This window comes from Arthrobacter pasteuri (genome assembly GCF_054510955.1).
The window spans coordinates 1,731,293-1,752,494 of the sequence record NZ_JBTNDO010000001.1 but is presented as its reverse complement, the minus strand read 5'-3'; the positions used below and the strand labels follow the sequence as shown (position 1 = coordinate 1,752,494).

22 protein-coding genes and 1 tRNA gene are annotated in these 21,202 nt (G+C 69.2%); 8 read left to right on the top strand and 15 right to left on the bottom strand.

Annotated features, from left to right (window positions below; all coding sequences use genetic code 11):
* Position 1: 1 nt before the first annotated feature.
* The 4 genes from ACX80H_RS08295 to ACX80H_RS08280 all read right to left on the bottom strand — a co-directional run bounded on the left by ACX80H_RS08295 (position 2) and on the right by ACX80H_RS08280 (position 5,057).
* Entirely contained in the window at positions 2 to 1,777 is a 1,776-nt protein-coding gene (locus tag ACX80H_RS08295; protein ID WP_459312465.1) for a glycoside hydrolase family 15 protein, read from the bottom strand.
* A 19-nt stretch (positions 1,778 to 1,796) separates the two neighbouring features.
* On the bottom strand, positions 1,797 to 1,919 hold the full coding sequence (locus ACX80H_RS08290; RefSeq protein WP_267957875.1) for a hypothetical protein: 123 nt from the start codon (positions 1,917 to 1,919) through the stop codon (positions 1,797 to 1,799).
* A gap of 63 nt (positions 1,920 to 1,982) precedes the next feature.
* Positions 1,983 to 3,455 carry a S10 family peptidase gene (locus tag ACX80H_RS08285; protein ID WP_459312463.1) on the bottom strand — a complete coding sequence of 491 codons (1,473 nt, stop codon included), beginning with the start codon at positions 3,453 to 3,455 and terminating at the stop codon, positions 1,983 to 1,985.
* 36 nt (positions 3,456 to 3,491) lie between these two features.
* Positions 3,492 to 5,057 (bottom strand): DHA2 family efflux MFS transporter permease subunit, encoded by a 1,566-nt coding sequence (locus ACX80H_RS08280; protein ID WP_459312461.1) that lies wholly within the window; start codon positions 5,055 to 5,057, stop codon positions 3,492 to 3,494.
* A 112-nt stretch (positions 5,058 to 5,169) separates the two neighbouring features.
* Between ACX80H_RS08280 and ACX80H_RS08275 the strand changes: the two genes are divergently transcribed.
* Positions 5,170 to 5,242: transfer RNA gene (locus ACX80H_RS08275), tRNA-Ala, on the top strand.
* Between the two features lie 73 nt (positions 5,243 to 5,315).
* Here the strand turns inward: ACX80H_RS08275 and ACX80H_RS08270 are convergent.
* The 7 genes from ACX80H_RS08270 to ACX80H_RS08240 form a co-directional block, all read right to left on the bottom strand.
* The gene (locus tag ACX80H_RS08270; protein ID WP_459312459.1) at positions 5,316 to 5,582 is read right to left on the bottom strand and encodes a hypothetical protein; all 267 of its coding nucleotides are present in this window, start codon (positions 5,580 to 5,582) and stop codon (positions 5,316 to 5,318) included.
* Between the two features lie 90 nt (positions 5,583 to 5,672).
* Positions 5,673 to 6,998, bottom strand: coding sequence for an alpha-amylase family glycosyl hydrolase (locus ACX80H_RS08265; RefSeq protein ID WP_459312458.1), 1,326 nt, complete (start codon positions 6,996 to 6,998; stop codon positions 5,673 to 5,675).
* 79 nt (positions 6,999 to 7,077) lie between these two features.
* Positions 7,078 to 7,506, bottom strand: coding sequence for a hypothetical protein (locus ACX80H_RS08260; protein WP_459312456.1), 429 nt, complete (start codon positions 7,504 to 7,506; stop codon positions 7,078 to 7,080).
* A gap of 133 nt (positions 7,507 to 7,639) precedes the next feature.
* Positions 7,640 to 8,488, bottom strand: a complete 849-nt coding sequence (locus ACX80H_RS08255) for a cytochrome c oxidase assembly protein (RefSeq protein WP_459312454.1) — start codon at positions 8,486 to 8,488, stop codon at positions 7,640 to 7,642.
* Positions 8,481 to 8,903 (bottom strand): DUF2243 domain-containing protein, encoded by a 423-nt coding sequence (locus ACX80H_RS08250; protein ID WP_459313389.1) that lies wholly within the window; start codon positions 8,901 to 8,903, stop codon positions 8,481 to 8,483. Before ACX80H_RS08250 ends, ACX80H_RS08255 begins: the two co-directional genes overlap by 8 nt.
* A 153-nt stretch (positions 8,904 to 9,056) precedes the next feature.
* The gene (locus tag ACX80H_RS08245) at positions 9,057 to 9,356 is read right to left on the bottom strand and encodes a hypothetical protein (RefSeq protein ID WP_459312453.1); all 300 of its coding nucleotides are present in this window, start codon (positions 9,354 to 9,356) and stop codon (positions 9,057 to 9,059) included.
* Positions 9,357 to 9,578: 222 nt separating this feature from the next.
* Positions 9,579 to 10,862 (bottom strand): alpha-hydroxy acid oxidase, encoded by a 1,284-nt coding sequence (locus tag ACX80H_RS08240; RefSeq protein ID WP_459312451.1) that lies wholly within the window; start codon positions 10,860 to 10,862, stop codon positions 9,579 to 9,581.
* A gap of 109 nt (positions 10,863 to 10,971) precedes the next feature.
* On the opposite strand from ACX80H_RS08240, the gene ACX80H_RS08235 reads away from it, so the two are divergent.
* The 3 genes from ACX80H_RS08235 to ACX80H_RS08225 all read left to right on the top strand — a co-directional run bounded on the left by ACX80H_RS08235 (position 10,972) and on the right by ACX80H_RS08225 (position 12,915).
* Positions 10,972 to 11,658, top strand: coding sequence for a FadR/GntR family transcriptional regulator (locus ACX80H_RS08235; RefSeq protein WP_459312449.1), 687 nt, complete (start codon positions 10,972 to 10,974; stop codon positions 11,656 to 11,658).
* 106 nt (positions 11,659 to 11,764) lie between these two features.
* Complete coding sequence (locus ACX80H_RS08230; protein ID WP_459312448.1) at positions 11,765 to 12,406, top strand: GNAT family N-acetyltransferase; 642 nt, start codon at positions 11,765 to 11,767, stop codon at positions 12,404 to 12,406.
* On the top strand, positions 12,403 to 12,915 hold the full coding sequence (locus tag ACX80H_RS08225) for a mycothiol transferase (RefSeq protein WP_459312446.1): 513 nt from the start codon (positions 12,403 to 12,405) through the stop codon (positions 12,913 to 12,915). Before ACX80H_RS08230 ends, ACX80H_RS08225 begins: the two co-directional genes overlap by 4 nt.
* Here the strand turns inward: ACX80H_RS08225 and ACX80H_RS08220 are convergent.
* On the bottom strand, positions 12,912 to 13,574 hold the full coding sequence (locus tag ACX80H_RS08220) for an alpha-ketoglutarate-dependent dioxygenase AlkB family protein (RefSeq protein WP_459312444.1): 663 nt from the start codon (positions 13,572 to 13,574) through the stop codon (positions 12,912 to 12,914). The two genes, ACX80H_RS08225 and ACX80H_RS08220, sit on opposite strands and share 4 nt — an antisense overlap.
* Positions 13,575 to 13,689: 115 nt before the next feature.
* On the opposite strand from ACX80H_RS08220, the gene ACX80H_RS08215 reads away from it, so the two are divergent.
* The 3 genes from ACX80H_RS08215 (at position 13,690) to ACX80H_RS08205 (ending at position 16,819) form a co-directional block, all read left to right on the top strand.
* Positions 13,690 to 14,883 (top strand): MFS transporter, encoded by a 1,194-nt coding sequence (locus ACX80H_RS08215; RefSeq protein WP_459312443.1) that lies wholly within the window; start codon positions 13,690 to 13,692, stop codon positions 14,881 to 14,883.
* A gap of 193 nt (positions 14,884 to 15,076) precedes the next feature.
* Positions 15,077 to 16,585, top strand: a complete 1,509-nt coding sequence (locus ACX80H_RS08210) for a glycosyltransferase family 2 protein (RefSeq protein ID WP_459312441.1) — start codon at positions 15,077 to 15,079, stop codon at positions 16,583 to 16,585.
* Between the two features lie 3 nt (positions 16,586 to 16,588).
* Complete coding sequence (locus tag ACX80H_RS08205) at positions 16,589 to 16,819, top strand: hypothetical protein (RefSeq protein ID WP_459312440.1); 231 nt, start codon at positions 16,589 to 16,591, stop codon at positions 16,817 to 16,819.
* Between the two features lie 32 nt (positions 16,820 to 16,851).
* On the opposite strand, the gene ACX80H_RS08200 is transcribed toward ACX80H_RS08205, so the two are convergent.
* Positions 16,852 to 17,673, bottom strand: coding sequence for a DUF1684 domain-containing protein (locus tag ACX80H_RS08200; protein ID WP_459312438.1), 822 nt, complete (start codon positions 17,671 to 17,673; stop codon positions 16,852 to 16,854).
* Between the two features lie 348 nt (positions 17,674 to 18,021).
* Between ACX80H_RS08200 and ppk2 the strand changes: the two genes are divergently transcribed.
* Positions 18,022 to 19,131 (top strand): polyphosphate kinase 2, encoded by a 1,110-nt coding sequence (gene ppk2, locus ACX80H_RS08195; protein ID WP_459312436.1) that lies wholly within the window; start codon positions 18,022 to 18,024, stop codon positions 19,129 to 19,131.
* A gap of 19 nt (positions 19,132 to 19,150) precedes the next feature.
* Here the strand turns inward: ppk2 and ACX80H_RS08190 are convergent, their stop codons facing one another.
* Entirely contained in the window at positions 19,151 to 19,561 is a 411-nt protein-coding gene (locus ACX80H_RS08190) for a hypothetical protein (RefSeq protein WP_459312434.1), read from the bottom strand.
* Between the two features lie 120 nt (positions 19,562 to 19,681).
* Positions 19,682 to 21,163, bottom strand: a complete 1,482-nt coding sequence (locus ACX80H_RS08185; protein WP_459312432.1) for an APC family permease — start codon at positions 21,161 to 21,163, stop codon at positions 19,682 to 19,684.
* Positions 21,164 to 21,202: the final 39 nt, after the last annotated feature.

Sequence of the window (21,202 nt, the reverse complement as noted above, 5' to 3'; positions counted from 1 at the left end):
CTCAGGATTTGCCCGAGATGGACAGGGCCGCCACGATCAGTGCAAGATGGCTCAGTCCCTGCGGGACGTTGCCCATGAAGGAGTTGTCGGAGGGCTCGATCATCTCCGACATGATGCCGACGTCGTTCGCGAGCGGTAGGAGCTCCTCCATGAGGTCCACCGCCTCGTCGCGGCGGCCGACGGCGACGAGCGCCGACACCGCCCAATAGGCACAGGCCACGAAGGTCGCTTCCTCGTCCTGCATGCCGCTGTACCGGTAGAGCAGCGGGCCTGCGCCGAGTTCCTCGCGCAGGGCATCGATGGTGGACGACATGCGTGGTCCCGTGTCGAATCCGCTGATCGCATGCAGGAGGATCGAGGCGTCCAGCTCCGTGGTCCCGGGATACCAGATGTAGCTCTGCCGCTCCTCCGACCAGCCGTGCTCGTGCACCCAGTCCCGGATGCGGTCGCGCTCCGCGGACCACCGTTGCACAGGGCCCTGCAACTGTCCGTGCTCCGCGAGCAGCACGGCACAGCGCAGTGCGTTCCAGCAGCCCAGCTTCGACGTGACGTAGTGCCGTTCCTCCGGCAGTTCCCACATGCCGGCGTCGCGGCGCTGCCAGATGTCGCAGGTGAGGTCCGCCAGGTCGGCGAGCTGCCGCATGGTCGCAGGATCGAGCACGTGACCGGCCTGGACGTACTGCCAGACGATGTCGAACACGTCGCCGAAGACGCCCAGCTGCAATTGCCCCGCCGCCGGGTTCCCGTCGACCACGGGACCGTTGTTGCGCCATCCTGTGGCATCCGGACGACGGGTCCCCTCGGGGACGCTGCCGTTCAGGCGGGTGAACACCTGAAGGTCGGAGCCCTGGGACCGGAGGTTCTTGAGCATCCAGGACACGGCAGCATGCACCTCCTCGCGGAGCCCTGCGCGCGTCAGGGAATGCAGTGTATAGGCGGTGTCCCGCACCCACGCATAGCGGTAGTCCCAGTTCTTGCCACCGGCTGCGCTTTCGGGCAGGGAGGTCGTCGCGGCGGCCGCGATCGAGCCGGACGGGCTGTGCAGCAGCAGTTTCAGGGTGAGGGCGCTGCGCAGTACGGCGTGGCGGTAATCGCCGTCGTAGGCGAAGTTGTCCGACCAGGCCTGCCAGTTGAGGATGGTGCGGCCCACACCGCCGTCGATGGTCCGCGGGTCGGGGAGCGGCAGCGGCTCGCCGTGTGTGGAGACCACCGCGACGAGGTGCCGCGATCCGGCAGAGGTCGTGAAGGCCCCCTCGACGGATCGGCCCTGCGGTGGCTTCAGGCCGTGGTCGATGCCGAGGACACCGAGACCGACCGCATCAATGCGGAGGACCGGGTGCTCCGGCCCGTTGTCGAGCCAGGGCGAGGCGGAGCCGAAGCAGGTGCCCGGCGTGACGCTCCACGCCATCTCCACCTGTCCGGCCAGCCCGTCGACCCGGCGGGCGAGCTCGCCCCAGGGCAGCCTGCCGGCGACACCGGTGTTGAGCGAGTCGGTGACGCGGACAGCGCCGGTCGCGGTGGTGTAGGTCGTCTCGAGGACGTTCGAACCGTCCGCGTACCGGCGTTCCACCGTGAAGTCCGCCGTGGGCGCCAGGGCCAGGAAGCCTTCGCCCGCATCGAGCAGGCGGGCGAAGGCCGGCGTGGAATCGAGGTCCGGCGTGGGATACCAGTCGATGGAGCCGTCGAGCGACACCAGCGCGACTGTGCGCCCGTCACCGATCGCGGCGTAGGAGCGGATGTCGGCGAAGCCGTCCTTGTCACGCAGTGCGATGGCCAAGCCCCTTCCCGCGCCGCTGCTACCTGCCGTACGTGCCCTTGTACCGCGTCTTGTTCGCCCGCGGCTGCTGGGTGGCACGGCGCTTGTTCAGCACGCGGGACGCGACGATGGGCACCAGGGCCCAGATGATCCTCTTCAGCATGGTGATGTCCTTACGGTCGGTGACCGGCGTCGGCTGTCGCGGTCGTTATCATCATCCTACTTACTATCCCGAGCCCGCCTGCCCCTCGGTGACGAAGGTCCGCAGAGCCCGGAGCTGGGCGTCCCGTGCTACGGGGTTGAGGTACATCATGTGTCCGGCCTCGTGGTAGTGGTGCGTGAACCGGGCGCGTGCGGCGTCGTCGAGGTTCATGTGCGCCCACACGTATTCGGCGGCGAAGTGCGGCGTCGCGCCGTCGTGGTAGCCGTAGTCCACGTGGACCCGCAGCGTGGGATTGTGGGCGAGGAGCCGCTCGAGGACGCCGGAGACGTCCACGGGTGCTCCCTCGAACGTCCTGTAGCTCCAGGGCTGCACGCGGGCGGTCAGGATCTCGTAGGGGAGGTCGTTCTCGTAGCCGAGCTCGGCCCGGACGTAGTGGTTCATGGCGGCCGAGTAGGGTCCCGTGATGGCCCGGAGGCTCGGGTCGTCGAAGGAGTCGGACGACTGCAGGTTCTCGGGCCGTGCGGCGAACCGTCCATCGATGCGGCCGACGGACAGGCCCTCGGACCGCAGCAGCTCCGCGGCGAACTCGTGGTACGCCCAGCGGAGGTTCGTGCGGCGGATGAAACCCTCGTCGAGGGTGGTGATGGCCTGCAGGCGCGCGACGGCCTCGTCGTACTCCTCCGGGGTCAGCCGCGTGCCCTGGGTCAGGGCGTAGCCGAAGTCCCGGGCTGCGTATTCCTCGGCTTCGCGGACCACCTCTGTGAGTTCCCGGTCGCCGTGCCGGCCGTGGTAGTGGGCGATGGCGGCATAGGTGGGCAGGTGCAGGGCGTAGGGGAGGTCGCTCCCGGAAAAGAACCGCAGGGTGGACATGTTGAGCACCGTCGAGATGAGGCCCAGTCCGTTGACCGCCATGCCGTACGCGTCGAAGAGCCGACCGGCCACCGCCACGGCCCGAAGCGTCCCGTAGGACTCTCCGACGAGGTACTTGGGGGAGAGCCAGCGGTTGTTGCGCGTGGTCCAGAGTCGGACGACCTCGGCCACGAGGTCCCTGTCCTGGACGAATGCGTGGAACTCGTCCGCCTTCTCGCCCTCCACGACGCGGGAGAAGCCGGTGTTCACCGGATCGATCAGGACGAGGTCGCTCGACTCGAGCAGGCTGTCGGGGTTGTCGACGAGCCCGAAGGGCGCGGGTGTCATGGTCCCGACGTCGCCGGAGTCCACGATGCGGGGCCCCAGGAGGCCCAGGTGGAGCCACACGGATGCGGAGCCGGGGCCTCCGTTGAAGGCGAAGGTCACGGGCCGCCCGGGCTCGGCATCCTGCTTCGTGTAGGCGACGACGAAGATCTCGGCCTTCGGCTTGAAGCCGTCAGCCTTGCCGTCCTTCGTCTCCTCGCGCCGCAGCACGAGACGTCCGGTCGTCGTCGTGTACTTCAGGCCCGAGGGGGAAGTGTGCTCGCGGACGGCGAAATCGTCCGACACCTCCTTCGCCTCCGCGGTGCCCGGATCCTTCTCCGTGTCCTTCGTCTCATCAGCCATGCCAGAAGACTACCGGTAGTTCCCCGAGGCAACAGCTCAGGTGTCGGCCGCTGTCGCTTCCCGCTGCCGCTCGGCCGGGGCTGGATGCGCGCCGGGACCGCGGGCCGCACCGGCGTCGCGCTCCCATACGCGGTTCTGCTGGGGCCTCGCGAAGAACAGGGCTGCCGCGAAACCGACGATGATCACGAGGGCGGGCAGGTAGAGCGACTGCCCCATGGAGAGGGCGTACCCCGCCTTTGCTTCCTCGGGAAGGGCCGTCCCGGGGGTCGCACCGATCCCTCCACCTCCAAGGTTGGCCATCAGGCGGGACTGCATCACGGCCGCGACGGCGGCGCTGCCGAGGACCGCGCCCATCTGCCGGGTCGTGTTGTATACCCCGGAACCCGCTCCTGCGAGGGAGGGTGCGAGGTTGCGGGTGGCCGTCAGGGACACCGGCGCCCAGATCCCGGCGCTCGAGAAGCCGAGCAGGGAGATGGGCAGCAGGAGCTGCCAGAGGGGGACGTCCGGCGTGAGGATCGAACCCAGCCAGAAGAGGGCCGCGGACATCCCGGCGAAGCCGGCGATGGCGATGTACTTCGGGTTGCTGCGCTGCACGTACTTGCCGACGAACGGTGCGAGGACGCCCGAGATGACGGCCATCGGGGTCAGCAGGAGGGCCGCCTGCGTGGGCGAGAGGCCCCGCACCGTCTGCGCGTAGAGCATGAGCGGCAGCGACATGGTGGTGATCGAGAAGCCCATCGCCGTGATGGACGTGTTGGCGAGGGAGAAGTTGCGGTCGCGGAACAGCGTGAGGGGAACCAGGGGCTCTCCGCGGTTGAACCTCTGCCAGGCGACGAAGGCGATGAGCAGGAGGATGCCGGTGATGATGAGCGACCACACGGAGAGGGGGCCGGCGATGGTGCCCCAGTCATAGCTCTCGCCCTCCTGGATGCCGAAGACGAGGCAGAAGAGGCCGGCCGCGCTGAGGAACACCCCGAGCAGGTCGAACCGGTGCGACGTCGTCGGGAGGGCGGGAACGAGGCGTGCGGCGAGGATGAACCCCACCACGCCCACGGGGACGTTGATGAAGAAGATCCATTCCCATCCGGCGGAGTCGACGAGCAGCCCGCCGAGGACGGGCCCGACGAGTGTCGCCACACCGGCCACGGACCCCCAGAGGCCCATGGCCGCGCCGCGGCGCTCGGGCGGGAAGATCCGCGTGATCACGGACATGGTCTGCGGGGTCATGAGCGCGGCGCCCAGGCCCTGCAGCACGCGGGCGAGGATGAGGATCTCCACGGTTCCGGACAGTCCGCACCACGCGCTGGAGAATGTGAAGACCACGAGACCCACGAGGTAGACCCGCTTCGGCCCGAAGCGGTCGCCGAGCCTGCCCGTGACGAGCAGCGGTACGGCGTAGGCCAGCAGGTAGGCACTCGTCACCCAGATGACGCTGTCGATGCCCGCGCCGAGCCCCTCCATGATGGCGGGGGTGGCGACGGACACGATGGTCGAATCGACGAGGATCATGAAGAACCCGATGACGAGCGACCACAGGGCCGGCCAGGGCCGGACGTCGTCCTGGAGCGGGGCAGGCGCCGCCTGGGAGGGATGGCTGGACATGGTGCAAAGGCTACTCCCACGGGCTGACACTCCGGAGGCCGTGCCGGTTCGTGCGCCGCTTTGGGCTAACGCGCCCTCTTGGGTACAGTGTTGGTGTTCGGAAGTGGTATCCGGGGCTTTAGCTCAGTTGGTAGAGCGTTTCGTTCGCAATGAAAAGGTCAGGGGTTCGATTCCCCTAAGCTCCACGGTCCGGAAGAAGAGGCGAGGCTCCTGCAGGAGCCTCGCCTCTTTCGTCGCAGGTTGTCCGGAGAGGACGGCCTACTCCTCGGCAGCCTTCCGCGCCCAGGGGCGCGCCGCCAGGATCCGGGCCAGAGGGCCGAGCCAGGACATCACCACCAGGAGGGTGAACGTGCTGCTCAGCGACGATCCCAGAGTGGTCGAGGGGACGAGCTGATGGAAGCCCACGAGCAGTGACACCACCAGCAGGAGCTTCTTGAGGCCGTTGAGCACCTGCTGCGGAACGGGCCGCGGCCAGGGTGTGAAATCGACCGTATCGGCGTTCCCGGACAGGTCTTCCGGACTCATGCGGCCCTCCTCTGCAGTGCGGCGTGGAGTCCCATTATCCCCGGTCTTCGCGCCGGCGTCGGCGCGCATTCCCGAACGGTGGTGCAGGTGTCAGCCGAGGACGGCCCAGGCACGCGGCGGCAGGGTTGCCCTGCCTGAGTGGGCGTCGAGGGCCGCCTGTCCGGCGAGTACGGACAGCGACCCCGCAACCGGAACCGGCTGGGCATCGTGCGAGAGGTTCAGCGCGACCACGAGGGCTTCCGGGCCCTCGGCCGCGACGCGGTACGCGAGCACCTCGTTGGACAGCTGGAGTACTTCGGTCCTCGCGCGGTGCAACCAGGGGTTGCGGCGCCGGACACCGATGAGCTCCTGGTGCACGTCGAAGACGGGCCGTCCGACGGGGGAGAGGTCTGCGGGCGCGGGCGGGAAGAGCGGCCGGACGTCGTCGTCGCCCCCTGCCCGGTCCTCCTTGATACCGCGGTAGCCCTGCTCGTCGCCGTAGTAGAGGGACGGCGTGCCACCCACGGTGAGGAGGACGGCGACGGCGTGCGGCAGGAGGGCCGGATCGGTGAGCCTGCTCGCGATCCGGGTGACGTCGTGGTTGCCGAGGAACGTGAGCGGCGCGAAGGACGCGAGCAGTGCGTTGTGCCGCTCGAGTGCTGCGGCGAGTTCGAAGAGGTTGGCGTCGTTGAGCGAGCTCCACACGGCCTTCCACAGCTCGTACTGGGTCGCGGAATCGAGGCCGCCGCCGCGGACTTCCGAGGCGTAGTCGCCGTGGATGTACTCGCCCACGAAGTAGGCATCGGGGTGGGACGCGCGGACGCGGGCCGTCACGCCGGCCCAGAACGACGACGGGACGGCGTAGGCGGCGTCGAGCCGCCAGCCGTCGGCTCCCCGCCGGAGCCAGTGCTCCATCACGCCGGTCACGAAGTCCGCGACGGCCGGCTCGTCGTGGTTCAGCGCGACGAGGTGGTGGTGGCCTTCGAAGTCCCGGTAGCCGGGCTCAGTACCGGGCGTGGAGCCCGCAGGCCAGTCCAGCGAGAACCAGGAGGCGGTCGCTGCTCCGGGGCCCTGTGCGAGGACGTCCCGGAACGGGGCGAACGAGCGGCCCGTGTGGTTGAAGACGCCGTCGAGCAGGATCCGGAGCCCGCGCCGGTGCGCTTCGCGCACGAGGGTGTCGAAGTCCTCCGACGTCCCGAGGCGGGCATCGATCCTGAAGTAGTCGGTGGTGTCGTAGCCGTGTGTCTCCGAGGCGAACACGGGACCGAGGGCCAGGCCCGATGCTCCGAGTTCCACCGCGTAGTCGAGCCACGGGACCAGGTCCAGGAGCCGGTGCGCGGCGGCAGGGTCCGCCGTCGAGGCCTTCTCCGCCCCGACGAACCCGAGAGGGTAGACGTGCCACCAGATGGCGTGCTGGACCCAGGCGGGTTCGTTCATGGGGTGTGCCCTTTCCGTAGATCCGTGGCCCGGCCCGTGGACAGGGTGGCGGCCGGCCCGGTCACGGCCCGCGTGCTGCCTAGCCTACGTCGAGGAGGCGTCCTCCCGAGGCGAGCTGCTGCACCTCGACGGGCTCCAGCTGCGCGGCCTCGGCGATGTCGATGATCGCCGCGCCTGCGTCTGCTGCTTCGATCACCGCGGACTCGAGTTCGTCGGTGAGCTGGTCGAGGTGCCACTGGATCGACTCGAGGTCCGCCGCGGCCGCGGCGACACGGCGTAGGGCAGGGGTCAGGGGGTGTGCGAGTTCGGCGGGCTCCTCGTGCGAGAGCTGGAAGCCGCACGAGCAGGCCCAGACGAGTTCGACGTCGGACCCGGCGGAGGGCTGGGGAATCATGCCGTAGGAGGACCCCACGTAGGAGGTCTCCCGCAGGGTCATGGGCTCACCGCAGTGGAGGGGAGCACCTACGGCGGTATCTCCTGCACCGATGGCACTGATTGTCTGCATCATGCTCGCCCTTTCGATCAACAATACGAACCATACTGTCAACTAGTTCTACAAACTAGTTATATGCGGGCTGACATACTGCTGTCCACTCGGCGATAGCCGGACGGCCCGTCGGAGAACTGCCCGGCCCGCAGGATCATCCGGCCCGTCCGGGAACGGGCTCACGCGGCTCCCGCGCTGCCCGGGGAAGCCGCCGTCCTGCCTCCCGGTAGGCCCGGGCGCAGAATGCCACGAGGAGCATTCCGTGGACGGCGTCCCCGCCGTAGTACATGAACTGCGCCGCCTGTTCCACGTCGCGTGGCATGGTGCCCTGGTCGGCGACGGAGTAGAGATGCTTCGCGACCACCGAGTGGACCGCGATGCCGACGGCGATCGCGCTGCCCCTCATCCACGCGGGTGCCCGGTGGGGGTTCGGGTCCACGCCGACGACGGCGTAGGTGAAGAGAACACCCGACACGAGGAAGTGGAGGTGGAGCAGCGGCCCGAGCACCGGGTGGTGGACCAGTCCGAGGGTGGAGCCGTCCCGGTACAGGAAGGCCAGGGGGATCGTGGTGAGCAGCGTCGCGGTCACCGGATGGGTACCGACCCGCAGCGGCGCCGCACGGGCGAGCCTGCTCCAGCGGCGCCCGACGGACGCGGGGACGGCCCTGAGGAACAGCGTCGCGGGAGCTCCCAGCACGAGCAGCAGCGGGACGAGCATGCCGAGGACGAGGTGGACCGCGGTGTGCGCGGTGAAGCTGCCGGCGGCAGCCTGGGCGAGGGGTCCCGTCGCGATGAACCCCAGGCCGGTCCCGGCCAGCCAGGCCGCGGTTCGGTGGACCGGCCATCCGGTCCGCCCCCGCAGGGCCGCGCCGCGGCCGGCTAGGAGGTACAGCGCGGCGAGTGCGAGCCAGGCGAGCACGGTCCCGGCGTCCAGGACGAAGCTGTCGATGCCTCCGGGAAGCTGTGCCGGCGCCGGATGGGCCGGACCCGGGTGTTCAGCCACGCCGGGTGTCCGTGCGCCGCGCCGCGAACAGTACCGAGACCCCCGCGAGCAGGAACGCCAGGGCCGCCCCGTTCCACGCCAGATCGTAGGGGAGCAGGTCCACGCCGTACCGGATCTCGTGCAGGTCGAGGAGCTTGTGCGAGACCAGGCCGTCGAACAGCTGGAAGCCGCCCATGCCCGCGAGGATGCCGCCCAGCCAGCGCCGGGCCTGGAGGGCGCTGCGACGCCTGAGATCGGCGAAGAGGAAGAGGGATACCACCGTCGCGCACCAGCTGAAGGCGTGGAAGACGCCGTCGGACACGAGGCCGGCCGCGGGCGTGGACCTGTCGTAGAAGTGGTGCCAGTGGAGGAGCTGGTGGAAGACGGCCTCGTCGATGAACGCGATGGCCCCGCACCCGAAGAGGACTCCGACCAGGACGTTGCGGCGCTGGAGGGCGATGGCATGCCGGGCGGGCGGCTGGATGGGCGAAGCGATGATGGTCCCCGTCGTCGGAGGGTGCGGACCCTGTCCAGCGTGCCAGCCGCCTGCTCGGGCCGTCCAGCATTTTCCCGGTGCACCGGCAGGTGGTCAGGACACCTTTTCGCCGTACCACCAGTGGGCGGGCTGGAGCGGTGGCTGCTGCGGCACGGCCGGGAGTCTCACGACGACGGCGGTGTAGGCGCGGGGGCGCGTCATGACCATCTGGATTCCTGCGAGCAGCGCGGCGGCGATCGATACCGGCACGACGACGGCCAGCGCATACATCGCGAGCACCGCGTGCAGCGGCGAATGGTAGAGACCCTCCATCGACGCGGCGCTGCCGAGCCACAGCCACAACCAGAACAGGCCGATCACGTAGAGCAGCGACCGCGCACGCCTGTAACGCAACGGAAAATGCTTCCGCCCACGTCCCATATTTTGTCTCCCCAGACTTATGTTCGGACCCGCCCCAGGCAGGTCCACTGGAGAAATAATAGACCCTCGTGCGGGGCTTTTCCGGTGTCCGTCATCAGAATGAGACGTGGCGGATCCGGGACGGGCGAAACCGCCGCATCCGGGGGGTCCGAAGGTGCAGGCCGACCGCGCCGCTCCGAGCCGCGGCGCGTCGCGTCAGGGCGTCACGGCGGCTTCGGACAGGTCCGCCGTCGCGTCGCCGAGCAGCCGGACGTGGTCCGGGGTGAGGTCCTCGATGCGGTTCACGCCGAGCAGCTGCATGGTGCGCGCCGTCTGCGTGCCAAGGATCTCGATTGTGCGGTCCACACCCTTGCGCCCGCCCGCCATCAGTCCGTAGAGGTAGGCGCGGCCGATCAGCGTGAAGTCGGCCCCCAGGGCCAGGGCGGCCACGATGTCGCCACCACTCATGATGCCCGTGTCCAGGATGATGTCCGTCTTGCTCTTGAGCTCGGCTGCGACGCGCGGCAGCAGGTGCAGCGGGATGGGTGCCCGGTCGAGCTGGCGTCCGCCGTGGTTGGACAGGATGATGCCGTCCGCTCCGTGGTCCACGGCCTTCTTCGCGTCGTCGAGCGTCTGGATCCCCTTGACCACGAGGTTCCCCTTCCAGACGCTGCGCAACCAGTCCAGGTCCTCGAAGGTGAGCGTCGGATCGAACATCGAGTTGATGAGGTCGGCCACGGTGCCCGAGTAGCGTGAGAGGGAGGCGAACGAGAGCGGCTCGTGGGTCAGAAAGTTGAACCACCAGGCCGGCCGGTACGAGGCGTCGAGAACGGTCTTCGCGGTCAGCGCCGGCGGGATGGTCATGCCGTTGCGGACGTCGCGGAGCCGGGCGCCGGCCACCGCGGTGTCGACGGTGACCATGAGGGTGTCGTTCCCGGCCGCCGCCGCGCGGGCGATGAGCTCCATCGAGCGGTCCCGGTCCGTCCACAGGTAGAGCTGGAACCAGTTGCGACCGTCCGGGGCGGCCTCCGCCACGTCCTCGATGGAGGCCGTGCCCATGGTGGAGAGCGTATAGGGGATGCCCGCCGCTGCCGCCGCCTGCGAGCCGGCGTACTCGCCCTCCGACTGCATCATGCGCGTGAAACCGGTGGGTGCGATGCCGAACGGCAGTGCCGAATCCTTCCCGAGGATCGGCGTGACGGTGCTGACGGTCTGCACGTTGCGCAGGATGCCCGGCCGGAACTCGAGGTCGAGGAACGCCTCCCGGGCGCGGCGGAGCGAGATCTCGGCCTCGGCAGCGCCGTCGGTGTAGTCGAAGGGTGCCGTGGGTGTCCGCCGCTTAGCCATGTCGCGCAGGTCCCAGACGGTGTTGGCCCGCCGGAGCCGGGCGGCGGCGCCGATCTCCGGCTTCTTGAACTGCATCAGGGGAGCCAGGTCCGCGACCCGGGGGACGCGGCGCCTGAGTGCCGGGGGGACGGGTGCGCTGGAGGAGGTGTGCATGGGTGCCTTTGCTCGTCGTCGGGCGGGACCGCGGTGGCGGAGCCGCGGCCTGAGGTCTGGCCCCAGATCCTACGGCCTGTGGTCGGACCACACAAGCTATGCTGGCCGCATGCGCAATCATCAGGTGGTCTCGGCATGGCTCGAGCAGGAACTCGCTGCGGGGCGGCTCGCCATCGGGTCCCGGTTGCCCGGTGAGCGCACCATGGCGGAGCAGCTGAAGATCTCCCGGGCCTCGGTGCGTGAGGGTACGCGGGTACTGGAGGCGCTCGGCGTCGTCCGCGCCGGTGTCGGGTCCGGACCACTGGCGGGCACAGTCGTCACGGGAAACCCCGCTCGAGCCCTCGACTCCGCCCTCCGGCTGCATGTGGCAAGCACCCACCTTCCCATCAGGGACATCGTGGAGACGCGCCTCCTGCTGGAGACGTGGGCCGCCGCCCACGCGTCACCGGAGTCGCCATCGCTCGAGCGGGCGGCCCGGCTCCTCGACGAGATGGACCAGCACGACGACGGCCCGGCGGGGTTCCTGGAGCGTGACGCGCTCTTCCATGTCGCGCTCGCGGAGGCGGCCGGGAACGTGCTGGTGGGAGCCATGATGGGATCGCTGCGCGGATCCATCGAGGACTACACGCGGCGGTTGACCGCCGGCCTTCCCGATTGGACGGCGACGTCGGAGAGGCTCCGGCGGGAGCATCGCGCGGTCCTCGATGCCGTTCTGGCCGGCCGCAGGGACCAGGCAGCGGGCCTGGTGCGGGATCATATCGAAGGTTTCTACCGCGAGTCGGGCGTCTCCACCTGAGGTCCGTGATTGACAGCGGACGACCTTTCCAATATGACGCACGTCACCTAGACTGCAGGAACTGTCGAGCAGGCGGCTGAGGACCCACCCGGATGTGGAGCTGACCATGGAACACTTGCCGCACATTCTCGAGCATCCCGCTGCACATCAGGACGGGGCAGCTCCGTCGGGGGGAACCCGTCGTGCACATCTTTCCGCCGTGCCGCAGGCCGCGGAGTCCGACTTCCCGAGCGACCTCGTCGGGGCGTCGACGCGCCACCTGCGGATGCTGTGCAACCGCACCTACCAGCTCCTCGACCTGGACCGTCCGGCCCGCGAGACACGGGAGCGGTACGACGCGCTCGTCCAGGAACTCGAACGGCGTGAGCGCCAGGCCGTGCAGCGCGGCGGTGGAGACGACGCCCGTGAGACGTTCCGCGACAACGCCCTCTTCTCCCGGTTCGAGCTGTACCGCAACGGGATGATGGTCGGGTATGTGCAGTACGAGATGCGCGGCGGGGACATCCTGCTGCTGCACGCCGTCGTCGACCCGAAATTCCGCCACCTGGGCCTCGAGCCGGTGCTGATGCAGGCCGTGCTGCTCAATGCGCACCGCCGGCGCCTGGCCGTCGTGCCCTGCTGTCCCGAGGCGCTGGACTTCCTGACGGCCCACCCGCAGTTCCTCTCGCTTCTTCCCGCCCAGCAGCGCCGGCGGTTCAGGTTGCTGCTGGCACCGGGTCCCGCTGCAGCCGGGCAGGAGCGCCGGTGACGTCGGTCGAGGTCCTGACCGAAGCGTACGGCCGGCTGTCCGACCTCGTGCGCGGTGCCGTCGACGGCCTCGATGCGGAGCAGCTGTCCATCCGGCCGGGCGGGACCGCGAATTCCGTCGCCTGGCTCATCTGGCACCTCTCGCGGATCGAGGACAGCCACTTCGCCGAGGCATTCGGCCATGATGAGGTGTGGCTGGCACACGGCCATGCAGACCGCTGGGCCCTGGACCTCGACCGGAACGACACCGGCTACGGGCGCTCACCGGACCAGGTGGACGCCGTTCAGGTCGGTTCGGCACAGCAACTGCTGGACTACTTCGACGCCGCCCACCAGGTGGCCCAGAACCTGATCGCGGGCCTCGCGGACGAGGACCTGCATCGGGTGGTCGACGAGCACTGGGACCCGCCGGTGACGCTCCTCGTCCGGCTGGTCAGCGTGGTGGATGACGCCGTGCAGCACGCGGGTCAGGCCGCCTACGCACGGGGGATGATCCTCGCCCGGACCTAGCCCAGGCCCGTCTGCCGTACCGTGATGTTGAGCCGCCCCTCGAACCCGATGCCGGGAGGCGCCGTGCCGGGCACGGTCCTGAGGACTCCGTGATAGGCGAACCGTGAGGGCCCACCGAACACGAAGAGGTCGCCCGACCTGAGTTCCAGGTCCTGCCAGGGGCGGTTCCTGGTCTCGGTGTTGCCGAAGCGGAAGATGCACGCCGCGCCCAGGCTGAGGGAAACGACAGGCGCGTTCACCCGTTCCTCCCGGTCCTGGTGCATGCCCATCTTCGCGGCGTCGTCGTAGTAGTTGACGAGGGCGGCGTCGGGTTCGTAGGCCGCACCGGCATCCGGCCCGTAGGCCGCGCTCACGGCGTCGCGCGCCAGGCTGCGGAGCACGTCGGGGAACAGCGCGACGGCGCCGCCGCCGGCGTCGTCGGCCGTGCGGCTGTACCGGTAGGGGAGCCAGTGCCAGCCGAGGCTCACGCTCTTCACGGACATGACTCCGCCGTTCGGCATCGTGACGGCCCGCATCGGCACGGGTCCGCTCGCCCAGGTCCGGCACAGCGCAACGAGTTCCCGCTGGCGCCCGATGTCCAGCCAGTCGGGAAGATGCACGGCACCCGGCGCGAGCTCCCGGAGAGGGCGGGGGATCAGGGCGTCGATCGGATCGGTCATCCGACCATTGTGCGCCGGGGCGGCCTGCATCGGCTGCCGGTGCCGGGCCGCTCGAGCGCCAGGGAGGCGTGATAGCAATAGAGGTGATGAAACCGCCTATCCCGCCGCCCGCTCCGTGAGCGGCCGGATCCTCGCCAGGGTTCCCGGCAGCTACATCCTGCTCGCCTGCATCGGGCTGGTGGCCCTCAACCTGAGGGGCCCTTTCGTGGCGGTCGCCCCGGTGGCGGACCTGATGCAGACGGACCTGCACTTCTCGCCCGTCCTGCTGGGACTGCTCACCAGCATCCCGGTCCTGTGCTTCTCCGTCGCGGCACCACTCGCGTCCCTGGCTGCCAGGAGGCTGGGCGCCGAATTCGCGGTGACGCTGACCATCCTCGGCGTGCTGGCCGGTGTGCTGGTGCGTTCCTCCGGCGGCCCCCTGCTGGTGGTAGCCGGAACCGTGCTGATCGGCCTTGCGATCACGGTCGGCAATATCGCGGTGCCGCTGATCATCCGCCGCGATTTCTCCCCTGCGCGGCAGGGGACGGCGATGGGGATCTACACCGCAGCGCTGAACATCGGGTCGTTCCTCACCTCGGTGGTGACGGCACCGCTGGCCGACGCGGCCGGGTGGAGGACGGCGCTGGCAGCGGTCGCCGTCCTGGCCGTGGGGGCGATCGCTTTCTGGACGCTGGCGGTGGGTCCGAGGACTGCGTTCCTGGTGTCCCCCGAGGACGCCGGCGGGACGAAGCTGCCGCCCGTACAGGGCTCGGGGTGGATCACCGCCGGCCTCACGGTGGCCTTCGCCATGCAGGCCTTCTCCTACTACGGGGTGACCGCGTGGCTGCCCAGCTACCTGCACGACGAACTGGGAATGTCCGTCGGCGAAGCCGGCGCAGCGTCCTCCATCTTCCAGATCCTCGCCATCGCGGGCGGCCTCGGAGTGCCCTTCGCCGCCAGGTTCCTGAGTACGACGACGGTGGCCGTCATCCTCGGTGTGCTGTGGACGGCCGTGCCGGCCGGCCTGCTCCTGGCCCCCGAGCTCTGGTGGCTCTGGTCCCTCGGTGGGGGCATCGCCCAGGGCGGTGGCATCACGGTGATCTTCATCGCCATCATCCGGCTCGCCCGGGACCAGGTCTCCGCCGGCCGGATGTCCGCGATCGTCCAGGGATCGGGCTACTGTGTCGCCGCCGTGGCCCCGCCCCTGGTAGGTTTCGTCCACGACGCGTCGGGATCCTGGACGCCGGCCTTGCTGGTTCTCCTGGCATCCGTGCTGACATTCTTCGCCAGCAGCACGTTCTCGGTGCGGCGGGTGCCGGAGGACCGCTGAGCCCGCGCAGCGGGAGGGAACCACGGCGTTCCTTGAACAATTCTTCGGGTTCCGCGCGGGACTGGGTTCGGGGTGCTACGGCAGACTCGTCCCAGAAGCGCGGCGGCCCGGGGACGGCTGCTCCGCACCACCCAGGCCGCTGCCTGTCGGGACGACCTGCGGCGGCATCCGGTCTCAGGGGGACGCAGTAGCGATGACGAGGACACAAACCGAACCAGTGCAGGACCATCCGCCCGCAGCGGACGCGCTGCCCGCCTACGCGGCCGGGGGCAGGCTCGACCGCATTGTCGGCCTGGTCATCGCAGCCATCGTGACAGCGGCCGCGGCACTGCTGTGGTTCGCCGTGGCGGCCAAGCATCCCGAGACGACGATCGCGTCGTCGCAGGACGTCGTGATCGGCATCTGGCGCGTCCTCTACAACTCCGATGCGCCCGGGGTGGACACCATCCTGAGCGCCATCGCGCTCGCCCTGCTGGCAGGTGCCGGGCTCGCGCTGCTGGAGCGGCGCATCGCCACCACGTCGAGGCGGTCGATGAATCCGGGAGACCAACCGCTTGCTCCGAAGGTCATCATGGCCGCCAACCGCGGCCGGTTCGCGGGCGAGGTCACGGTGACGGTCCTCATCCCCGCGCACAACGAGGAGGCATCGCTCCCGCAGACGATCGCGTCCCTCAAGAGCCAGTCGCACCGGCCCGAGCGCATCGTCGTCGTCGCCGACAACTGCACGGACGCCACGGTCCGCCTGGCCCGGGAGGCCGGCGTCGAGGTCATCGAGTCGGTGGACAATACGAAGAAGAAAGCCGGCGCCCTCAACCAGGCGCTGAAGGTGATCCTGCCCGAGCAGGGTGACAACGACGTCGTCATGGTCATGGATGCCGATACCCAGCTCGACGACGGCTTCCTGGCCGGCGCTGTGGCACGCTTCGTCGGCGACCGTGCGCTCATGGCCGTGGGCGGGCTCTTCTACGGTGAGCAGGGCCATGGCCTGATCGGCCAGTTCCAGCGCAACGAGTACATCCGCTATGCGCGGCAGATGCGCCGCCGCCGTGGCCGTGTCTTCGTCCTGACCGGCACCGCATCGCTCTTCCGGCCGGTGGCGCTGCGGACGATCGCCGACAGCCGCGGTACGTCGATCCCGGGAGCGACGGGTGACGTCTACGACACCGTGGCGCTGACCGAGGACAACGAACTGACGATGGCCATCAAGTCCCTGGGAGGCCTGATGGTCTCCCCGCAGGAATGCACCGTCGTGACCGAGCTGATGCCCTCCTGGCGCACGCTGTGGAACCAGCGCCTGCGCTGGCAGCGGGGTGCCCTCGAGAACATCGGCGCCTACGGGGTCACCGCGCACACGATGCGGTACTGGGCGCAGCAGCTCGGCATCGGGTACGGAGTGATCGCCCTGGGTGCCTACCTGGCGCTCATCACGCTCACCGTCGTGTCGCTCGAGGCCTGGATCTGGTTCCCGTTCTGGCTCGGGCTCGGCCTCCTCTTCACCGTCGAGCGGGTCCTCACCGTGTGGAAGGGCGGCTGGAAGGCGCGGCTGCTCGCCGTCACGCTGTTCCCGGAACTAATCTTCGACATGTTCCTCAACCTCGTCTACGTCAAGGGCATCATCGACCTCTCCTTCGGCCGCCAGGCCAGCTGGAAGCACCTTGCCCATGCCGCTCCGGCGGCCGACCCCTCACTCCAGGAGGCCTGACCCGTGTTCCCTCCAGCAGCCGGACCCAACATCCCCGCCGGCCTCCTCCTGCCGGAATCGGTGCTGAGCAGCAGCGAGTTCGCCGTCCTCGCCGCGTTCGTGGCCATCAATACGGTCGTCTACGCCTCTCTGGCGCTGGCCAACATCCTGCCCAGGATCTATCCCACGGACTGGGTGACCAACCGCAACCGCCGGACCGAGACCCGCAGCATCTATCCGGACGCGCAGGTCTGAGGTCCGAACCGGGAGCGCCTGGTCCCGCGACCTCAGCGCAGCGGGTCCTTCTCCCCGGCCTCGATGGGCGCGTCGACGACGTTGGCACTGACCGGCATGGGGCAGGTGCCGTACGGGGTGAAGGCGCTGGGATAGTTGATCGCCCGGTTGAAGTCGAGGAGCACCGTGCCATCCGGGCGCGGACGGCGGGCGGCCACCTTCCGCCAGGGAGCGGTGGTCGAGCCGTTGGTCCGGTCGTGGAACGTGATCGCGAGCGAGCCGGCGTCCTCCTGGGAGGCGCAGAGCCGGAACTCCCTGTTCCCGCCCGGAAGGGAGAAGACGACGTCGCCCACGATCGACGAGGTCCCGGGTACGTCGGGATGCGCCGTCCGGATCCTCTCCTCGCGCGGCTCGTCATACGGTTCGAACCGTCCCACGACCACGAGGCCGGGGTCGTAGTCGAAGACGGGAACTCCTGTGAATGCGGCCAGCACCGGCGACTCGGCGTCCCTCGTCCGGATCGCATAGCGGCCTGCACGGCGTGCCAGCTCCACCACGACCCGTCGGCCGTCCGCACTCCCGTGGGCGACCCACATCAGCGACTCCTCATCGGCCAGGACCGCCGTGAGCGTGCCCTCCACGAGCCGGCCGGTCGACAGGTCGGTGAGAGCGTCCGCGGAGTGCGCGGTCAGGCTCGCGGTGTCGCCCGCAGCCCGCCAGAGACCGGGAACGAGTTCGAGGGCCGCGGGTTCGTCGCCGAGCCACTGGAAGGACGTGAGCGTCAGCCAGCCATGCGGTTCCGCGAGGACCGTGTTGCGCGCCTGGCGGAAACGCAGCCACCGTTCCTCGGCGGTCTGGGCGGTGGTGGTGGTCATCGTGTCCTCCTGGCTCGACTGCGTGCACCGCATAGAACCCGGAGGGAGCCGCCGGCATTCCCCGACAGCCACGGGCAGCCTGCCGGGGAACGTCCTGCCAGGACGGTCGCCCCGGCCCGTCCTAGCAAGGCGGCCGGAATCCGTCCACCCGGGACGGAGTCTCCGCCTCCTGGTGCTTCCACGGCGCTTCCTCTGGGACGATGCGATCGGGCGGTCGGTAAGGTTTCCGGGTAGGCATCCCGGTGGGCGCAGGCGGGCCGCGGTGCAGGTGCCGTCCCGGCTACGGCGGCCACGATGGGGCCGGGTACGGGGAGTATGCCCCGGGCGGCTGCAACAGGAGGAGGCACGATGACCGATGGACCAGGAGCTGCGGCGGTAGTGGCCGACGACACGAGCGACGACATGACCGATGACACGAGCGACGCCGCCGGCGGGGCTGTCGGCGGGGGCGGTGATGCGGAGCCCGCCAATGAGCCGACCGGTGAGCAGGCCGGGGAGCCGACCGATGAGCTGGACGACGAGCCGACGGACTCCCCGGCGGACACCCCCGCCGGCGAGGGAGCCGAGCAGCCCCCGGTCCCCGTACCGACCCCGGACGGCGACGGCGAGGAGCACGTGCTCCTGCCCCATCCCGATCAGCCCACCTGGCGGGAGGACTACCCCTACGACACCCGGATGACCGAGCGCGAGTACCAGAAGGCCAAGCGGGCCCTGCAGATCGAGCTGCTCAAGATGCAGGGGTGGGTCAAGGCCAACCGCACCAAGGTCGCCGTCCTGTTCGAGGGGCGCGATGCCGCGGGCAAGGGAGGCACGATCAAGCGGTTCACGGAGAACCTGAATCCCCGCGGTGCCCGTGTCGTCGCCCTGGACAAGCCGAGCGAGAAGGAACAGACGCAGTGGTACTTCCAGCGCTACATGTCCGTGCTGCCCTCGGGCGGTGAGATCGTCCTGTTCGACAGGTCCTGGTACAACCGCGCCGGAGTGGAACGCGTGATGGGCTTCTGCACGCCCACCGAGTACCTGGAGTTCATGCGGCAGGCCCCGGAGCTGGAGCGCATGCTGGTGCGCAGCGACACGCACCTCATCAAGTTCTGGTTCTCGGTGTCCAGGGAGGAACAGCGGCGCCGTTTCGCCCAACGCCACACCGATCCCGTCCGCCGCTGGAAGCTGAGCCCCATGGACCTCCAGTCACTCGACAAGTGGGACGAGTACACGGAAGCCAAGGAGGCCATGTTCTTCTACACCAATACGGCCGATGCTCCGTGGACGGTGATCAAGAGCAACGACAAGAAGCGGGCCCGGATCGAGGCCCTCCGGTATGTCCTGTCCGTCCTCGACTACGACGAGAAGGACCCCGACGTGGTCGGCACACCGGACCCGCTGATCGTGGGGACGGGGCCGCACTCGCGCGTCTTCGAGGCGGACGAGCAGTCCACGCGCCTGTTCCCCACCCTGTAGGCGGTGGGGTCCGTCCGCGTCAGCTGCTGTAGCTGGAGGAGGCGGCGAATCCTGCGAACATGATGATCACGAGGAGGATCCCGAACAGGATGGCGAGTCCGTAGAGGACCACGTTGATCCAGCCGAGCACTTTCCCCGCCGTCGCTGGGACGCCGAGGCGTTCGGCCTTCTTCGCCTGCCAGATCGCCAGCGGTCCCAGGATGATCCCGGCCACGAAGAGTCCGACGATCCCGAGGATGAGAGAGGTCTGGGCGGCCTTCTCTCCCTCGATGGACCGGTAGGAGGGAGAGTGCTGGCCCAGCTGGTAGGGGCCTGGCTGCCCGGCCTGGTACTGGGGATACCCACCCTGGCTCTCGTACGCGCCGCCGTCGTACGGCTTTGCATGGCTGCCGGAGAACGGGCGCTCGCTGGGGTAGGGCTCCTGGGACATGGGGTTCCTTCTGCTGGCGGAGACGGATGGTGCCCCCCGGAACCGCAGTTCCGGGGAGCACCATTGTCTCGCGCCGTGGCCGCCGACGCACGTCCGTCGGGGATGGGCGCGGCGAAGGGGTCAGACGTGCTCGTACTGCCGCACGCGGAGGCGCGAGTGGCGGTTGCCGTAGGCGAAGTAGACGGCGAAGCCGATGACCAGCCAGACCGCGAAGAACAGCCACGTGATGGTGGCCAGGTTGAACATGAGGTAGAGGCACAGGGCGGCGGAGGCGATCGGGATGACCTTGCCGAACGGGACGCGGAACGCGGGCTCGAGGTCCGGGCGCTTGCGGCGCAGCACGAGGATCCCGAGGCTGACCGTGATGAAGGCCGACAGCGTGCCGATGTTGATCATCTCCGCGAGCACCTCCACCTGCGTGAAGCCTGCGAGCAGGGCGACGACGACGCCGCACAGGATCTGCGTACGGGCGGGCGTGGCGTGCTTGTCCGAGGTGCGGCTCAGGCCGCGGGGGAGGAGGCCGTCCCGGCTGAGTGCGAAGATCACGCGGGCGAGTCCCATGAGCAGCACCATGATCACCGTGGTCAGGCCGATCAGGCTGCCCAGCGAGATGATGCCGGCGGCCCAGTCGGCGCCGACGAGCTGGAAGGCGGTGGCCAGTGACGGCGCCCCGGAGGCCCCGAGCTCCTTGTAGGACACCATGCCGGTCACCACGAGGGTCACCAGGATGTAGAGGATGCTGACCACGATCAGCCCGGCGAAGATCCCGCGGGGAAGCGTGCGGCTCGGGTTCTTCACTTCCTCGGCGGAGGTGGCGACGACGTCGAACCCGATGAAGGCGAAGAAGACGAGGGCGGCTCCCGAGATGATGCCGGTGAAGCCGAAGGCCGCCGGGGAGGCGCCGCTGAGGAAGGAGAGGAAGGGCTGGTCGGCCCAGCCGGCACCGGTCGCCGCGGCGGGCTCCGCGGCCGGCACGAAGGGGGTGTAGTTCTCGGGGCTGACGTAGAAGAAGCCGACGACGATCACGAACAGCACGATGCCGATCTTGATGACGGTGAAGACGCTGTTGACCCTCGCGGAGAGCTTGGTGCCGTAGATCAGGACGGCGGTGAAGACGGCGACGATCAGCAGCGGACCCCAGGTGAGGTCGAGGCCCAGGACGCTGATGTCGGCGGGGATGTCGAGGTCCAGGACGCGAAAGAGGTCGCTGAGGTAGACGCCCCAGAACTTCGCGATGACGGCGGCCGCCATCAGCAGTTCGAGGATGAGGTTCCAGCCGATGATCCAGGCGAGCAGTTCACCCATCGTGGCGTAGGTGAAGACGTACGCGCTGCCGGCGACCGGGAGCGCCGTCGCGAATTCGGCGTAGCACATGATGGCGAGGGCGCAGGTGATCGCGGCGAGCACGAAGGAGATGGTCACGGCGGGTCCTGCGTTGAAGGCGGCGGCCTGCGCTCCGACCGAGAAGATGCCCGCGCCCACGGCGACGGCGACCCCCATGAGCATCAGGTCCCAGGTATTCAGGGAACGCTTGAGGCCGTGTCCCTTTTCGTCGGAGTCCTTGATCGACTGCTCGATGGACTTGGTCCGGAAGAGGTCCATGGGGGTGCTGGTCCTTCACTTGTGGGGGTCTCGGGAGGG

What these genes read in the sequence shown, in the direction of transcription:
- ACX80H_RS08220 (WP_459312444.1), bottom strand. Translation starts at nt 13,574, where the DNA reads ATGACCGATCCGATCGACGCCCTGATCCCCCGCCCTCTCCGGGAGCTC.
- ACX80H_RS08270 (WP_459312459.1), bottom strand. Translation starts at nt 5,582, where the DNA reads ATGAGTCCGGAAGACCTGTCCGGGAACGCCGATACGGTCGATTTCACA.
- ACX80H_RS08265 (WP_459312458.1), bottom strand. Translation starts at nt 6,998, where the DNA reads ATGAACGAACCCGCCTGGGTCCAGCACGCCATCTGGTGGCACGTCTAC.
- ACX80H_RS08235 (WP_459312449.1), top strand. Translation starts at nt 10,972, where the DNA reads ATGCGCAATCATCAGGTGGTCTCGGCATGGCTCGAGCAGGAACTCGCT.
- ACX80H_RS08210 (WP_459312441.1), top strand. Translation starts at nt 15,077, where the DNA reads ATGACGAGGACACAAACCGAACCAGTGCAGGACCATCCGCCCGCAGCG.
- ppk2 (WP_459312436.1), top strand. Translation starts at nt 18,022, where the DNA reads ATGACCGATGGACCAGGAGCTGCGGCGGTAGTGGCCGACGACACGAGC.
- ACX80H_RS08290 (WP_267957875.1), bottom strand. Translation starts at nt 1,919, where the DNA reads ATGCTGAAGAGGATCATCTGGGCCCTGGTGCCCATCGTCGCGTCCCGC.
- ACX80H_RS08285 (WP_459312463.1), bottom strand. Translation starts at nt 3,455, where the DNA reads ATGGCTGATGAGACGAAGGACACGGAGAAGGATCCGGGCACCGCGGAG.
- ACX80H_RS08260 (WP_459312456.1), bottom strand. Translation starts at nt 7,506, where the DNA reads ATGATGCAGACAATCAGTGCCATCGGTGCAGGAGATACCGCCGTAGGT.
- ACX80H_RS08190 (WP_459312434.1), bottom strand. Translation starts at nt 19,561, where the DNA reads ATGTCCCAGGAGCCCTACCCCAGCGAGCGCCCGTTCTCCGGCAGCCAT.
- ACX80H_RS08200 (WP_459312438.1), bottom strand. Translation starts at nt 17,673, where the DNA reads ATGACCACCACCACCGCCCAGACCGCCGAGGAACGGTGGCTGCGTTTC.
- ACX80H_RS08240 (WP_459312451.1), bottom strand. Translation starts at nt 10,862, where the DNA reads ATGCACACCTCCTCCAGCGCACCCGTCCCCCCGGCACTCAGGCGCCGC.
- ACX80H_RS08230 (WP_459312448.1), top strand. Translation starts at nt 11,765, where the DNA reads ATGGAACACTTGCCGCACATTCTCGAGCATCCCGCTGCACATCAGGAC.
- ACX80H_RS08185 (WP_459312432.1), bottom strand. Translation starts at nt 21,163, where the DNA reads ATGGACCTCTTCCGGACCAAGTCCATCGAGCAGTCGATCAAGGACTCC.
- ACX80H_RS08280 (WP_459312461.1), bottom strand. Translation starts at nt 5,057, where the DNA reads ATGTCCAGCCATCCCTCCCAGGCGGCGCCTGCCCCGCTCCAGGACGAC.